Origin of the sequence: Flavobacterium psychrotolerans (genome assembly GCF_003097635.1) — a bacterium.
Taxonomy (GTDB): domain Bacteria; phylum Bacteroidota; class Bacteroidia; order Flavobacteriales; family Flavobacteriaceae; genus Flavobacterium; species Flavobacterium psychrotolerans.
Map to the genome: position 1 here is coordinate 197,903 of NZ_QCZI01000003.1, position 15,049 is coordinate 212,951.

A 15,049-nucleotide genomic window follows, 5' to 3' on the forward strand; every position below is an offset into this window, starting at 1 on the left:
CCCTTTCTTTAGTAATTATAAGTTGCATTTAAGATGAAATATCTTGGAATTAAATTAGTTTGAAATAGGGTCTTTGAATAATCATTAGTTTGAATTTGAGTGAAATTGTTATTGTTTAAAAGATTTTTTACAACAAAACTAAAATCAAAAAATTTAGCTTTTGGAGTAAATCTTATACTACCATCCAAAAATAAGTAATTGGTTTTCAATTTTGTATTTGGCAAATAATAATCTGAAGAAAACGAAACAAACCATTTCTTATTCGGCTTTATTATTATCTTGAAAGTATCATTTAAAGAAGAATTAATAAATTTATTTTCTTCACTCTGTGATTTATTATAACAATATTGAACAACATTTTCAAAATTTATTTTTATGTCAAATACCGTTCTAATAAACACTTCAGAATTAACATATTGATTTGTATTGTTTCTTAAATCAGAATTATTGATAATATTTTTATAATCAGAATAATTATAATTCGATTTTAACCGAATTGTACTCTCAAAAACTGGAATGTATTTTTCTATTAAAAAATTTAAATTTAGATTTTTATAATTTTCAGGTAAATAAAAATATTCTATCTGTGTATTATTTTCCTTTACATTTATATTTGAAAAAAAATCACCTCTATTTTGCGAAAAATTTACACCTAAATTTAATTGAAATTGTTTATACAAATCATTTACAGTATAATAAGTCGCAAAAGTGAGTGCTTTTTGTATTGCTAAATTTTGGATATTTGATTCTGAAATTCTATTACTAACCAAAATCGAATTACTGAACAAATGCTCTTCTGCAATTGATTTTTCATTATAACCTATTTTTCCTGTAATATTTGAAACTTCATTGATTCCATATTTAACAGTTATGTTCGGCTCAAAAATAATATGATTATTGTTTTTGGTTGTATTTTCTAAACTGTTTTCTAAATTTTGGTTTAAATACTTTAATGAATACGAAGGTGAAATTTTTAATTTTTTGTAAATAAAATTATAAGAACCTAATGTATATAAAGAAGATTTTTTATATACTAAATCATTTTGAAAATCCGCAACTGGTATTTCAGAAGTGTCATTACTGCTTCTTAAACCTGAATTAAAGGGATTTTCGACTAAAAAACCACCAACTGTAAAAGTATATTTTGCAGTATTTGCTCTGCCTAATAATACAGATTCAAAACCTAAATAATTTTTCTTGCTATTGCTATATTGATTATCTTTTGTATAATTTGGAGAATAATAAATAGATGGAGCTATTCTAAAGTTTTGAGGGATATAATTAGTAGAATGATTTACAGAGATTTGTAATGCTTTTTTATCCGAAAATTTTTGAGTGAAAAGTAATGCTTGTTTGAGATAAAAATTTTCGGACTTCAGATTAGTTTCATAGTTAGAATTATTATTCTGAACTACATTCGACAGTGTTACTATATTTTCCTGACTTATTTTAAATTTGTATTCCAATAAAGATTTTTTAGAAGTATTTGCTTTAATATCTACATTTCCACGATATTGGGTTGGTTTTTTCTCAATAAAGTAACTGTCTGATGTTATAAATGATTCATTATTAATAGTGTTATTGCTTTCAGAAAGTTGGTTTGTAGAAATTTTATCGTTTACATAATATAGATTTGATTTAATGCTTATCCTTTTGCCTATTTTAAAAATAGTGTTATAATTGCTAAATAATGTATTATTTATATTCGCACGGCTTTCATCCAAAGCACATGAAAAAGCAATTTCTGGAATATATTTTTTTGCCGTAATATCATTTTCTTTTATCTGTTCTATATTTTCGTTAAAAGAAAAATAATCAAAAGGAGTATCATTCTTACCTATGTTATTATAAGAAATCATTCCAAATGATTTGAAATTTTTAGTAGTTTCCATAATACTTGCACTTTCATCATACGCACCTTTACCATCTTGTTTAATTCCATTGGCGACATCAATGCTACCAGAAAAATCCACTTTTCCTTTTTTAAGTTTCAAATTTAAGGATACTTTATCTCCGTTTTCAATTCCTTTAAGTAGTGGGTTGTCAGAATAGTTTTGTATGGCCTGTACTTGTTCCACCATATCTACATTGATGTTCTTTGTACCAATCGAATAATTAGAGCCAAACAAATTATCGCCTTCAAGCGTAACAGTTTCAATTGATTTCCCTTTATAAGTAATCTCTCCTGATTTGTCGTTTATTTCCACGCCAGGGAGTTTTTTTATAACGTCCTCAATTCTTCTTTCGCTACCATCCATATAAGCTGAAACATTATATTTTATAGTGTCTTTAGTTATAACAAACGGTTTTTTTTCATTTTTTATTACCACTTCTTTCAATTGATTTACTGCATCATCTTGTAATACAAAATCATGAGTATAGCTTCCTTCTTTTTTAGGATTTTCAATACTATAGGTTTCCGGAAAATAACCGTTTACTGTAACTTGAATTATAATTTTTGGATAGGTATTTTTTAATACCAGTTTATAATCTCCTGTTTTTTTGGTGATAACATATTCAATTATAAGAGTAGGGGTTTTAGCGTCTTTTATCATTACATTAGCAAAAGGCAATGGATTGCCTAGTGTGTTTTGTATTTTACCAACTATAGTTTGAGAAACTATAAATTGACTCATAAATAAAAAAAGTAAAAGGATACATTTTTTGAACATAAATAAATAATTAAAAACCTGTTTAAATTATTTTAAAATTTAAACAGGTTTAAAATGTAATACAAAATTAGACTATTTAAATTCTATCAATGGAAATTGTAAATCGTCTATAGATATTTGAAAATCACTATCTGGAGATTGTGATTTTTTATATTTAAATATTTTTTCAACTTGCCCTACTATGCTTTTTTTATAATTTTCAAAAGTAATTATTTCCATTTTAGGCATTACAGAGAAAGCCTCGTTAAATTCTTTGTAATCTATTTTTTTAAGCTCAGTAACTTCATACTTTTTATTGCCATCAAACGTTGAAACTTCCAATATCAAACCTGGCAAACCTGAAAACTTCCATGGGCCTGAACTTACAGGTATCTGGTTGGTAAACCAAACAAAAAAATCTCTGCCATTATAATTTGTTGTAGCTTTTTGACATTTAAGTTCACTGATAGTTTTATATTCATTAACTATTTTCCAATCTAACTTTTCGTTCTTTTCCTTTATTAGAAAATATTTGTTTTTATCATTTAAAAATACTCGAGAAAAAGTAGAATCTGTTTCGAAATTATTCATTACGTTCGAACCAATGCCATCGCCTCTTTGATTTTCATTTCTATCATTACTGCTTTTTTCAATATCTTTATTAGAGTGAACCGTTACTTCTTCATATTTGCCATTTAATACCCTTGAGAAAATATATTTAGACTTTACTTCATTTGTATATAAATAACCTTTTGATACCGATTTGGATTCTCCAAAAGAATCATAGGATTTCATTATAAAATTATAATTAACCAAATATTGGGATTTTGCAGATAATTGCAATAACACAAGAAAAACAAAAAATATTTTTTTCATATTTAAATATATAAGAAAAACAAACCTATTTAGTTTATCTGAAACAAAATAGGTTCGTTTTATTAAAATTCTATTTTAATGATTTTTAAGGTTTATAAATAATTTAAAACAACTCTAAATTTTATCTTTATTAATTACCATGCGCATTGACGTTAACAATAAAGTAAGATTTTTTTCGTTATTATCAAAAGTAGATAAACGGCATGGGACTGACAATTCATATAATAAATAAAATTTAGTGTTTGTGTAAATAAATATTCAAAATATGACTGCAATTGGAGCAAGAATAAGAAAATTACGAGAAAAGAAAAATATTTCCCAAGAAAATATGGCTCTAGAGTTAAATATTACACAAAGCAATTATGGCCGTTTAGAAAAGGATGATAAAAGATTAACGGCAACCAAACTGCTTAAAATATCAGAAATTTTAGAGGTTTCCGTTTCTTTTCTTTTTAATGAACAAGTTCAAGAAGTTATTTATCAGCCTAATGATGAACTCCTAAGTTCTTATAACGCTGAAAAACACTTTCAAACCAATAAAGAAGTTATGACTAAACTCATTGAACAATACGAGCTTCGTCTAAAAGAGAAAGATCAAATTATTTTATTACTCAAACAAAAATGAAAGAGAAACAAACACCGAATGGATTGCCCTTATTATTGACTTTTGAACACGTAAAATCAATTAGGAAAGCATTGGAACTGATGGAGAAATAATAGTCTCAATCCTAAAAATAAAACCCCGATTGGCAAATTCATGCCATCGGGGTTTCTTTCTAAAAAGAATTAAATTCTATTACATTTTCAATATTTTAAAATTCACTTCTTTTTCGTCGAACTTCAATTTGAAGAAATAGGTTCCGGTTGCAAAAGAAGAAATGTCCGCTTTAGTGTTCATACCATCGATTATAGTATGATATAAAAGCTGCCCTTCGGGATTATAAACAAACAGTTCTTTCATTATTGTTTTTGAAGTTATGGTTACCGAACCATTACTGGGGTTTGGAAAATATGTAAAATCAATGTTGGGTATGAATTCTGAATTTCCAAGTGTCGCAACACAATCAATATTAGCCACATAACCTGGCGCTACGACCCCAGAATCCGAATAAAACTTAAAGGTTAGAGATCCATCGGCAGCGGTAGATTCAAATGGCCCAGGAATAATTGTTCCGGTAAATCCTTCTGGTTTTAAATCGGTTGCAGAAGTAGAATTTCCATCGTAAACATATAAATAATCAAAATCTTGCTCTAAATCAAAACTGGAAAAAGTCAGTTTTATTTTTCGATTAGGTATATTAGGAATGATCGTTCTTACATAGGTTTCCGAATCGGTATACTCACCTGTTGCGCCACCCGTATCCGTTACCACAATGCCGTTACAATAGTCGCTATTTGTAACCAAAACCAATTGCCTGTCCGGTGGGGTTAGTCCAAAATCACATGTGGAATGAACTTTAACGGTGTAATAGGTATTTGGCAACAAATCCAGTGCGGCATAGCTATTGTCAAAAACGGAAATCCATTTGGGAGTTTTGGTTGTAAAAGGCGTTACCGCAATTTCCCAAGAAGTGGCATTCGCAACTTCTGTCCAAGATATCATTGCAGAAGTGTTTGTGACATTAGCAAGCGTGAGTTCTGATACAGTGTTGATACAGGTATGGATACAATCCGTACTCAAACAAGTACTACTATTCACCAAAGACAGAATAGCCGCGGCTGGTTGAGGACCAAATCCATTGGCTAAATTAATACCAATACTTGGAAGCAAATGGCAATAACTCATGATGGTACCGCCATCTCCTGCCGCGGGAACTGTTGCGATGGCACAATTCCCTTCTTTATATTCAATTTTTGCAGTTGGTCCGCAACCATCAATCGCGGTGTTATTTCCGTTCCATACGCAAGCGTGAGTATGAGCTGAACCGAGTAAGTGTCCCATTTCATGGGCAATAACTTGAACCGTCCAAGAAAAAGTGGGTACCGTATTGTAACTAAAATTTGCATCAGCATAACTATAATTATAATCCGTACATAATCCGCCAATTGTTCTGGCAAGTCCACCCATACTTCCGGCATCTTCTCCTACTAATTGACCCACATCTCCATCAAATACAGGTCGAACCGCATTAAATTTATTTAAATAATCAATTGATTTAGTTCCTACGCCTTCATAAGGATCCGGTGTCGTCCATATATATAATGATTTTAGTGAAATACTAATTCCATCATTTGAATAAAGTGTTTGCACATTGTTAAAAACCGAAGACATCCAGTTTGATGTTGTTGTTGTATTACTGCCGTTATCTAGAAATAAATTATTATCAATTTCAAAATACATGGTCGCGCATCTTGCACTTGCCCTTTGTGTAGTTCTTTGTACGTTACTGGACTGAGGTATTGCTTCGTCTTTTGTATGGCATTCTATATTATTTAAAACCTTTAGGTCGTCATCAGAATAAATAATATAATCGGTAAGATTATCTTTTTTATCCATTTTACCAATGACTAAATTCTTCAAGAATCCATTGGAAATGATCCCGTTCATCTCATTTTTAAAAAAATTGAAAGATGCAGTCGAACTGGAATCCCCTTTTACGATTCCTCTGTAATAAACGCCCTGTTCATAAGGAATAGACTTTGCTTTATCGGTATCGATATGAAAGCCTTCCGCAAACAAATTGACTTTATACAACTGAACAGTAATAATTTTACCTTGGTATGGAATTTGAACTTCTATATATTCCTGTTTACTTGCCACTAAATCCGCTAATGATTGCATCTTAATTTGGGCTACCGTTGATTTTTTCAAGGCTTTATTTAGATCTCCACTTGTAATTTGATCCAATGCAGATAAAACGGAATACGGTTTAAAAACAACATTTTGAGCGATTAATCCATTAACTTTTTTGGGCACCTCCTTTTGTGAATAAGCCCCGAAACCAATTAATAAGGTAACAATTGCAATAATTTTTTTCATATGTGTTATTGTTATTCTAATACGTCTCCAAATGTAATCATTATTTAATTTCAATGAATGAATTATTGTGAAACTCTAGATTCAAAAAATGTTAATTTTTATTTACAAATAACTGACTTACAACCTATAGCGATTTCAAATCCTTAATTACTCTAAATGCGACATCCACAACCTCTTCACTCACTAAAATGGTAAATTCATTGGATGTAGAAATAACTTCATTGATAATAATTCCTTCCCAGGCCAATCGCTGAAAAATAAAATAATAAATACCCGGAATTACCACGTTGTCATTGGGTAATTTCACGGTAATAGAAGCTAAATTATCCAATTTTTGAATCAATTTTTCATTTGCGAAATATTTATCAACCAGATGGCCAACACTTTCACTAACGATGATATTGGTTTCGCTCACGCCACGCGAGGAAGTATAAAAAATTTCAGAATAATTATTGATTTCAGAAATCAACTCCACTTGATTGTTAAAAATAGTGTCAGAAACCGCAAACGCATAGTCACTTAAAGAGGAACGCACGGTAATCTCCCCTAAATTTTTTAAAACCTTTACAATTTTATGATTTAACCTAAAATCTAAATCTACGGATAATCGTTTTAAGGCCATTACAATAGCGCCCTGCTTTACCTCTTTCCCAAATTCGCTGTCCAATTCAATCATCATATTTCTAGACAAAGAGGTCAAATTGATGATTCCCTGAGATAAAGCACTTAACAAAAAAGGTTTGGTTTTGATGTAATTTTCTACAATAGAGGAAACTGTTTTCATATGGAGTTGTGTTTGTTGTGGTTTTTTTTAGTAGGTATAAGTAATAGTATTAACTGAAATTCATCACTATTGTCGTCGAATTTCGGCTATGCTAATTTTATTATTGTTCAAAATATTCTGCAAATATAACATTAAAAACAATTTGTTACAAATACAACATTTTAAAAATAATAGAAAGCATCCTCTAAATGCTCTAATTTGAATTTTTTCCCCTCTTTATGGAGTGCAATAATATCAAAACGGACTTCCAACTCTAAATCATTTGAAATGACATATTCGTTTACGGCCTTCACTAAAAGTTGGATTTTCTTGGGCTTTACAAAATCTTGGGGCAAACCAAAATCGATACTAGAACGGGTTTTCACTTCAACAATGGCGAGAATATTTTCTTTTTGGGCTATGATGTCAATCTCCGCTTTTTGAAAAGTCCAATTGGTTTCTAAGATAGCATAGCCGTTTTTTTGCAGAAATTCCACAGCGAGTTCTTCTCCGAGTTTGCCTAATTCGTTGTGTTCGGCCATGAAATTTTAGAGTTAAGAGTTTTGATTTTTGATTGCAGATTTTAATAACAAAAGCCTTTAAAAATCAAAAATTGTTAATTGACAATCGTCATTCAAAAATCACTTTGCTGTCTTTATCACCTACTTCTAAAATAACTTTCTTTCCAAAAATCAACGTATTATTCTCGTGTATGTGCCCTGCCGGAAAATTATAAATCACTGGAAAATTATACTGTTTGGTAATATCGGCAATGATTTGATAAGCAGTTTTTCCCCATGGTATTTCGTTGTCGTGCATTTTTATAAAACTACCCACAACCAAACCTTTTAAACCCTCAAAACAACCGCAACGTCTTAAACTCAACATCATTCGGTCTATATGATACAAATATTCGTCCAGATCCTCCAGAAAAAGGATTTTCCCCTTACAATCCACTTGGGATTTCGATCCCATTAAGCTATATAAAATAGAAAGATTTCCCCCTACCAATTCGCCTTCTGCATTTCCGGATTTATTCTCATTTTCGCACGGAACCACATAACTTAATGATTCGCCAAACAACGATTTTCGCAACGTTTCCTCCACTTCCGGCGATGCTTTTTCTACATTTACGGGCATGATTCCGTGTATGGTTGCAAACCCAAGATTACTTAAATGACTGTGCAAAACGGTCACGTCGCTAAAACCAACAATCCATTTTGGGTTGTGTTTGAATTTAGAGAAATCGACTAAATCGATCATCCTTGCCGTTCCGTAACCTCCACGAACGCACCAAATCGCGTGAATATTGGGATTGTCCATCATGGTTTGAAAATCGGAAGCGCGTTGCTCATCGGTTCCTGCCAACTGATTGTCATCTAACCCAATCGATTTTCCTATAACAACTTCCAATCCCCAACTTTTAGCCAAGTCAATTGCCGGTTTCAAATTGTCGTCAATGTTTTTTCTGGCTGTTGCCACTATGGCAATGGTATCTCCTTTTTTTAAATTGGGCGGTGTTATCATATTGTGTTGTGCTTGACTGTTTGATACCAAAAAAATCAGAAATAATAAAAGGCCAATTCTTTTTGGATTTTTCATGCGATTTTTGAAAATAATATTCACAAATATATAAAAAGTAAGCGAAAAAATGCTTCTAATAAAAACGGCAAAACTCTCAATTCTATTGCTTATTTTTGCAACAAATTAAACTTAATTATGTTACAGAATCCTAAAAGATATACCATTACGGCGGCGTTACCCTATACAAACGGACCCATTCACATAGGCCATTTGGCGGGTGTTTACGTGCCTTCGGATATCTATTCCAGATATTTACGCTTGCAGGGAAGAGACGTTTTGTTTGTTTGCGGAAGCGACGAACACGGCGTGGCGATTTCGATGAAAGCCAAAAAGGAAGGCATTACACCACAGCAAGTAATTGATAAATATGACGGAATTATCCGAAAATCGTTCTTGGATTTTGGAATTTCGTTTGACAATTATTCCAGAACTTCGGCCAAGATTCATCACGAAACTGCTTCGGAATTTTTCAAAGCATTATACGACAAGGGCGATTTTATCGAGGAAGTGACCGAACAATTATATGATGCGAAAGCTGACCAATTCTTGGCAGACCGTTTTGTGGTGGGAACTTGCCCAAAATGTGGCAATGAAGAAGCGTATGGCGACCAATGCGAAAAATGTGGTTCGACTTTAAACGCTACAGATTTGATTAATCCAAAATCGACCATTACGGGAGAAACTCCGGTTTTGAAATCGACGAAACACTGGTTTTTGCCTTTGGATCGCTATGAAGAATTTTTGAAAGAATGGATTCTTGTCGGACATAAAAATGACTGGAAACCGAATGTTTACGGACAGGTGAAATCCTGGATTGATGGCGGATTGGAACCTCGCGCCGTAACCCGTGACCTCGATTGGGGAATTGACGTTCCGGTTGAAGGTGCCGAAGGAAAAAAATTATATGTTTGGTTTGATGCGCCGATTGGCTACATTTCTTCTACCAAAGAATGGGCTCAAAGAGAAGGAAAAGACTGGGAGCCTTACTGGAAAGATCAAGATACAAAACTGGTACACTTTATTGGGAAAGATAATATTGTTTTCCATTGTATCATTTTCCCTGCGATGCTGAAAGCGGAAGGAAGTTATATTCTACCGGACAATGTTCCTGCAAACGAGTTCCTGAATTTGGAAGGAAATAAACTATCGACTTCCAAAAACTGGGCAGTTTGGTTGCACGAATATTTGGAAGAATTTCCAAATCAGCAGGATGTTTTGCGTTATGCATTGACATCGAATGCGCCGGAAACCAAGGACAATGATTTTACCTGGAAAGATTTTCAGGCAAGAAATAACAACGAATTGGTAGCAATTTTTGGAAATTTCATTAACCGTGTCGTGGTTTTAACCAACAAATATTACAACGGAATTGTTCCTGAACCAAATAAACTTTCCGAAGTGGACGAACAAACTTTGACCGAATTAAAAGCCTATCCAGCGGTGATTTCAAGTTCATTGGAACGTTATAGATTTAGAGAGGCTTTGGGCGAATTGATGAATGTGGCCCGATTGGGAAATAAATATCTTGCCGACGAAGAGCCTTGGAAAATGATAAAAACCGATCCAGAACGTGTTCAAACACAAATGTATGTTGCCTTGCAAATTGCAGCTGCTCTGCAGGTTTTATGTGAACCTTTCTTGCCGTTTACCGCTACAAAATTGGTAAAGACGTTGCAATGCAACGTCTCTATAAAAAAAATGACTTGGAATGATGTTGCAACAAATTCCGATTTATTACCCGCTGGACACCAAATTGGCGAAGCTGAATTACTTTTTGCCAAAATTGAAGATGAGGAAATCCAAAAACAAATCGACAAGCTAGAAGCTACAAAAACAGCCAACAAAGCCGAAAATAAAATGGTCGAGCCACAAAAAGACTTAATTCAGTTTGATGATTTTGCCAAAATGGATTTGCGCGTGGGAACGATTCTGGATGCCGAAAAAATGCCAAAAGCCAATAAACTATTGATTTTGAAAGTCGATACCGGAATTGACGTTCGCACGATTGTTTCGGGAATTGCCGAGAGTTTTAAACCAGAAGATATTATTGGAAAACGCGTAACTGTTTTAGTGAATTTGGCACCAAGAAATCTCCGTGGTGTGGAAAGTCAAGGAATGATTTTGATGACTACTAATGCCGAAGGGAAACTGGTATTTGTCAATCCTGATGCCGATAGTGTTGGGAATGGAACGTTGATTTCGTAAAAAAAATGACAAACAAATTCCAAAATAAATACCGAATACCCTCATCCCGATTGAAAAATTGGGATTATGGAAATAATGGTGCTTATTTCATTACAATTTGTACCCGAAACCGAGACCATTTTTTTGGAGAAATTGTATCCGTTGCAAAAGAAAATAAAATGGAATTAAACGAAATTGGCAGATTGGCATATCAATTTTGGGCAGAAATCCCAAAACATTTCCCATCTGTGGAATTAGGAAATTACGTTGTTATGCCCAATCACGTTCACGGAATATTGATAATTGACAAAAAAAATGTTGTTGATGACCTTGTTGCAGAGACGTTGCAATGCAACGTCTCTGCCCATAATGGAACAACAAACGAACAAATGTCAAAAATTTCGCCCAAATCAGGAACGATTTCCACCATCATTCGTTCCTATAAATCGGCAGTGACAAAAAATGGACATTTCATTCACGCCGATTTTGAATGGCAATCTCGTTTTCACGACCACATCATTCGAAATTCAGAATCATTTGAAAGAATACAAAATTACATTGAAACCAATCCAAAGAATTGGAAAGAAGATAAATTTTGCAATTAATTTTGTTGTTAATTTATTTTTCAAAGTATATTTGATTAAATTTCCTCAAAATAATTCATTATCATGAACATAAAAGTAATCGCCTTCGACGCCGACGACACCCTATTCATCAACGAACCTTATTTTGAGGAAGCCGAAAAGAAATTTTGCGTCCTTCTCCAAGATTATCTTTCCCATCATGGCGTGTCGCAAGAATTATTTCGAACGCAAATCAACAACCTGCCTTTGTATGGCTATGGCATAAAGGGATACATCCTTTCGATGATTGAAGCGGCAATAGTCGTTTCAAATGGGACGATTAGCGTTGATTTCATCAAAAAAATAACAGAATTCGGCAAAGAATTAATCGAGAAACCTATTGAATTGCTGGACGGCGTGGAAGAAACCCTGCAAGCACTTCACGGAAAATACAAGTTGGTTGTGGCCACTAAGGGTGATTTAAAAGACCAACATCGGAAACTGCATAAATCAGGTTTGGGACATTATTTTCACCACATCGAAGTGATGTCCGACAAAGAGGAAATTGATTACCAGAAATTAGTGAAACGTTTGGATATACAATCATCGGAATTTTTAATGATTGGAAATTCCTTGAAATCCGATGTTTTGCCCGTATTAGGAATTGGGGGTCATGCCATCCACATTCCGTTTCACACAACTTGGGAACATGAAAAAATCGATTTTAAAATCGAACATGAAAATTTTAAGGATTATAAAAAAATCACGGACGTATTAACGCTGTTTCAATAATGAAAACCCTTTTAGACATAGAAACTTGGAATAGGAAGGAGCATTATTTATTTTTCAAGCAATTTGAAGAGCCCTTTTTCGGAATCACAACCACTATTGATTGCACAAAAGCATACCAAAAAGCCAAACAACTGGGGACTTCCTTTTTTGTGTATTATTTACACAAATGTATTCTTGCTGTTAATGCCATTGAGTCCTTCAGGTACCGAATCATAGAAGACGAAATTTATATTTTTGATACCATTGATGCCTCCACCACTATTTTGCGGGAGGATTTAACCTTCGGATTTTCATTGATTCAATTTTCTCCGGATTTTGATACTTTTTCAGAAAAAACGTATGAGGAAATAAAAAGGGTAAAAAACAACACCACTGGAATTTTCACAAGAGATTTCACAAGGAAAAACATCATTCATACCTCTTCACTTCCGTGGATTAATTTTAGTTCCATTTCGCATGCCCGAAGTTTTACTTTTCCGGACAGTTGCCCGAAAATTTCCTTTGGTAAAATGAAACTTAAAAAAAGCGGAAAAAGATTGATGCCTGTTTCAGTTCACGTGCATCACGGATTAGTGGACGGGTACCATCTGGGTCAATTTGTGAATTATTTTCAGGAATTGATGAATGAGTAAGTAAATTATTCCATAAAAATATTATGACTATCCGCTACTAATATAAAGAGTCTATAATATGAATAGTAAAATGTAGCTATTTTGTCATTTCGACGAAGGAGAAATCGCATTAGAAGATCTCATCATGTGATTTCTCCTTCGTCGAAATGACAAAATCATACCGATTGATACAAGTAACGAAGAGTCATATAAAATAATCAGTAGCAGTTTACAGACACTTAGCCCGCAAACTGCTACCGAATAGCCATTTCTTGCCTATTTACCCAGCATCAATAATTCGCTGACAACCACTTCCGTAACATAGCGTTTTTCGCCGTTTTTGTCGTCATAACTTCTGTGGGACAATTTCCCTTCTATGGCAACCTGAATGCCTTTGGTCACGTATTTCTCGATGATTTCGGCAGTTTTTCCCCAGGCCACCACTCGGTGCCATTCGGTTTGATCCACTTTTTCGCCTTTGTCATTTTTGTAACTGTCTTTCGTGGCGATGGTTAGATTGGCGAGTTTTTTTCCTCCGTCTAAGTTTTTGATTTCAGGATCGTTACCTACGTTTCCTATTAACTGTACTCTGTTTTTCATTGCATTCATGGCGTGTAAAATTTAATTGTTTATAAAATGATTTGTGTTCGTGTCGATGATTGTTTGATTTCGACAAGGCAAAGATGCGACGGCTTGCAAAATTTATTCGGTTGCTAACTGTTTACTTTCGGTTGTAACTATTTGTAACCGTTTGTAAATGGAAAAATTTGTATATATTTGATTGGTTTTAAAAGACTTTGCGTTTGTGAAGGCATAGAAAACCGACTGATTATTTGAGTAACCTAGTATTTTAAACTGTAAGCAAATGAATGAATTACGCATAATGATACAATCACAACTATGAAGAAAATAATCTTATTATTTCTAATTTTTATGTCATGTAAATCTGAAAGGGATTTTAACTTTGAAATTGAACAATTAAGCGAAAAGCATCAGAAATGCCTTGATAGTGGAAAGAATATGATGAATTGCTCTAGACAATTTCATTTTGAAATGAATCATATGCTAAAGATTGTGTTAAAAGAATGTAGAATTTCACTTAACAAAACCGAACAAGAAAGCCTAGAAAGAGAACAGCTTTTGTGGTCAAAGAAAAGAGAACAATATATTACAGAGCAGAATCAAGAATTTAATGATAAAATTAAATCTGAAGAATGGGGACAAGATATGTATATGGCAGTATATCAGAACGATGCCGATTTCGTGAAAGCAAGAGTATTAGAATTAATTAAAAGGATGAAAAAATAAGTGTTGCCATAACCGCAGTTTGGAAAAATGAACAACATAAAAACAAATTAAACAATAATATTATTAGTTTTAATAGACGAAGAATAGATCCCCCCTGCTGGTGCGAGCATGTCGCTAGCGCGAGCTTCAAGCTCGTGCCACAATAGAAATAGTAGAAAAAGCATGAGTACAAAATATAAATTTGGAGAGAAATCTGGAGCTTATTTTATAAGTTTCGCAACAATTAATTGGATTGACGTTTTTACAAGAGATGTTTATTTTTCGAGCATAACAGAATCGTTAGACCATTGTAGAAGAAACAAAGGAATGGAAATATATGGTTATTGCATTATGCACAGCCATGTTCATTTAATATTCCGTTCGGGATTAAATGATCCTTCGGGATTAATTCGTGATTTTAAAGGTTTTACTTCAAGAAAATTATTAAAATTGATAGAAGAGAACCCGCAAGAAAGCAGGAAAGAATGGATGTTGTGGATGTATGAAAGAGCTGGGAAGAAAAACAGTAATGTGAAGTTTAGACAGTTTTGGCAACAAGATAACCATGCAATAGAAATTTGGTCCTTGAAAGTTTTTGAGCAAAAATTAGATTATATACATAACAACCCAGTCGAAGCAGGTTTTGTGACAGACCCAATAGATTGGAAATATAGTAGTGCAAGAAATTATGGCAATAATGACCAAACGGTTTTGGAAATAGATTTGAATTGATTTTGTTTGTGGTCACGAGCTAGAAG

At 33.2% G+C, this 15,049-nt stretch carries 14 protein-coding genes; 7 read left to right on the forward strand and 7 right to left on the reverse strand.

Annotated features, from left to right (window positions below):
- Positions 1-8 precede the first annotated feature (8 nt).
- Both DB895_RS03875 and DB895_RS03880 read right to left on the reverse strand, forming a co-directional pair.
- Positions 9-2,330 (reverse strand): hypothetical protein, encoded by a 2,322-nt coding sequence (locus DB895_RS03875; protein ID WP_394336321.1) that lies wholly within the window; start codon positions 2,328-2,330, stop codon positions 9-11.
- 414 nt (positions 2,331-2,744) lie between these two features.
- Positions 2,745-3,527, reverse strand: a complete 783-nt coding sequence (locus tag DB895_RS03880; RefSeq protein WP_116724038.1) for a GLPGLI family protein — start codon at positions 3,525-3,527, stop codon at positions 2,745-2,747.
- Between the two features lie 265 nt (positions 3,528-3,792).
- Here DB895_RS03880 and DB895_RS03885 point away from each other — a divergent pair, with 265 nt between their 5' ends.
- Complete coding sequence (locus tag DB895_RS03885) at positions 3,793-4,152, forward strand: helix-turn-helix domain-containing protein (RefSeq protein ID WP_116724039.1); 360 nt, start codon at positions 3,793-3,795, stop codon at positions 4,150-4,152.
- A 171-nt stretch (positions 4,153-4,323) separates the two neighbouring features.
- Here the strand turns inward: DB895_RS03885 and DB895_RS03890 are convergent, their stop codons facing one another.
- The 4 genes from DB895_RS03890 to DB895_RS03905 form a co-directional block, all read right to left on the reverse strand.
- On the reverse strand, positions 4,324-6,507 hold the full coding sequence (locus DB895_RS03890) for a M12 family metallo-peptidase (RefSeq protein WP_116724040.1): 2,184 nt from the start codon (positions 6,505-6,507) through the stop codon (positions 4,324-4,326).
- Between the two features lie 124 nt (positions 6,508-6,631).
- Positions 6,632-7,291, reverse strand: a complete 660-nt coding sequence (locus DB895_RS03895) for an aspartate kinase (RefSeq protein ID WP_116724041.1) — start codon at positions 7,289-7,291, stop codon at positions 6,632-6,634.
- A gap of 161 nt (positions 7,292-7,452) precedes the next feature.
- Positions 7,453-7,812, reverse strand: a complete 360-nt coding sequence (locus tag DB895_RS03900) for a YraN family protein (RefSeq protein ID WP_116724042.1) — start codon at positions 7,810-7,812, stop codon at positions 7,453-7,455.
- 88 nt (positions 7,813-7,900) lie between these two features.
- Positions 7,901-8,872, reverse strand: coding sequence for a S66 peptidase family protein (locus tag DB895_RS03905; protein ID WP_394336319.1), 972 nt, complete (start codon positions 8,870-8,872; stop codon positions 7,901-7,903).
- 117 nt (positions 8,873-8,989) lie between these two features.
- Between DB895_RS03905 and metG the strand changes: the two genes are divergently transcribed.
- From metG to DB895_RS03925, 4 genes are all read left to right on the forward strand, one after another.
- Positions 8,990-11,059 carry a methionine--tRNA ligase gene (gene metG, locus DB895_RS03910; protein ID WP_116724043.1) on the forward strand — a complete coding sequence of 690 codons (2,070 nt, stop codon included), beginning with the start codon at positions 8,990-8,992 and terminating at the stop codon, positions 11,057-11,059.
- Positions 11,060-11,064: 5 nt separating this feature from the next.
- Complete coding sequence (locus DB895_RS03915; protein WP_116724044.1) at positions 11,065-11,643, forward strand: transposase; 579 nt, start codon at positions 11,065-11,067, stop codon at positions 11,641-11,643.
- Between the two features lie 63 nt (positions 11,644-11,706).
- A complete protein-coding gene (locus DB895_RS03920) occupies positions 11,707-12,393 on the forward strand; it encodes an HAD family hydrolase (protein WP_116724045.1) in 687 nt (228 codons plus the stop codon).
- Positions 12,393-13,025 (forward strand): chloramphenicol acetyltransferase, encoded by a 633-nt coding sequence (locus DB895_RS03925; RefSeq protein ID WP_116724046.1) that lies wholly within the window; start codon positions 12,393-12,395, stop codon positions 13,023-13,025. The genes DB895_RS03920 and DB895_RS03925 overlap by 1 nt, the downstream gene beginning before the upstream one ends.
- A 255-nt stretch (positions 13,026-13,280) precedes the next feature.
- Here DB895_RS03925 and DB895_RS03930 read toward each other — a convergent pair whose 3' ends face one another.
- Positions 13,281-13,613, reverse strand: coding sequence for a single-stranded DNA-binding protein (locus DB895_RS03930; RefSeq protein WP_116724047.1), 333 nt, complete (start codon positions 13,611-13,613; stop codon positions 13,281-13,283).
- A 291-nt stretch (positions 13,614-13,904) separates the two neighbouring features.
- On the opposite strand from DB895_RS03930, the gene DB895_RS03935 reads away from it, so the two are divergent.
- Together DB895_RS03935 and DB895_RS03940 are read left to right on the forward strand one after the other, a co-directional pair.
- Complete coding sequence (locus DB895_RS03935; RefSeq protein WP_116724048.1) at positions 13,905-14,312, forward strand: hypothetical protein; 408 nt, start codon at positions 13,905-13,907, stop codon at positions 14,310-14,312.
- Between the two features lie 162 nt (positions 14,313-14,474).
- Positions 14,475-15,023, forward strand: a complete 549-nt coding sequence (locus tag DB895_RS03940) for an REP-associated tyrosine transposase (RefSeq protein ID WP_116724049.1) — start codon at positions 14,475-14,477, stop codon at positions 15,021-15,023.
- The last annotated feature ends 26 nt before the right edge of the window (positions 15,024-15,049 follow it).

Excerpts from the sequence above, each read along its gene's own strand:
- DB895_RS03940 (WP_116724049.1), top strand. The coding sequence starts at position 14,475 with ATGAGTACAAAATATAAATTTGGAGAGAAATCTGGAGCTTATTTTATA.
- DB895_RS03900 (WP_116724042.1), bottom strand. The coding sequence starts at position 7,812 with ATGGCCGAACACAACGAATTAGGCAAACTCGGAGAAGAACTCGCTGTG.
- DB895_RS03915 (WP_116724044.1), top strand. The coding sequence starts at position 11,065 with ATGACAAACAAATTCCAAAATAAATACCGAATACCCTCATCCCGATTG.
- DB895_RS03885 (WP_116724039.1), top strand. The coding sequence starts at position 3,793 with ATGACTGCAATTGGAGCAAGAATAAGAAAATTACGAGAAAAGAAAAAT.
- metG (WP_116724043.1), top strand. The coding sequence starts at position 8,990 with ATGTTACAGAATCCTAAAAGATATACCATTACGGCGGCGTTACCCTAT.
- DB895_RS03880 (WP_116724038.1), bottom strand. The coding sequence starts at position 3,527 with ATGAAAAAAATATTTTTTGTTTTTCTTGTGTTATTGCAATTATCTGCA.
- DB895_RS03890 (WP_116724040.1), bottom strand. The coding sequence starts at position 6,507 with ATGAAAAAAATTATTGCAATTGTTACCTTATTAATTGGTTTCGGGGCT.
- DB895_RS03920 (WP_116724045.1), top strand. The coding sequence starts at position 11,707 with ATGAACATAAAAGTAATCGCCTTCGACGCCGACGACACCCTATTCATC.
- DB895_RS03895 (WP_116724041.1), bottom strand. The coding sequence starts at position 7,291 with ATGAAAACAGTTTCCTCTATTGTAGAAAATTACATCAAAACCAAACCT.
- DB895_RS03925 (WP_116724046.1), top strand. The coding sequence starts at position 12,393 with ATGAAAACCCTTTTAGACATAGAAACTTGGAATAGGAAGGAGCATTAT.
- DB895_RS03930 (WP_116724047.1), bottom strand. The coding sequence starts at position 13,613 with ATGAATGCAATGAAAAACAGAGTACAGTTAATAGGAAACGTAGGTAAC.
- DB895_RS03905 (WP_394336319.1), bottom strand. The coding sequence starts at position 8,872 with ATGAAAAATCCAAAAAGAATTGGCCTTTTATTATTTCTGATTTTTTTG.
- DB895_RS03935 (WP_116724048.1), top strand. The coding sequence starts at position 13,905 with ATGAAGAAAATAATCTTATTATTTCTAATTTTTATGTCATGTAAATCT.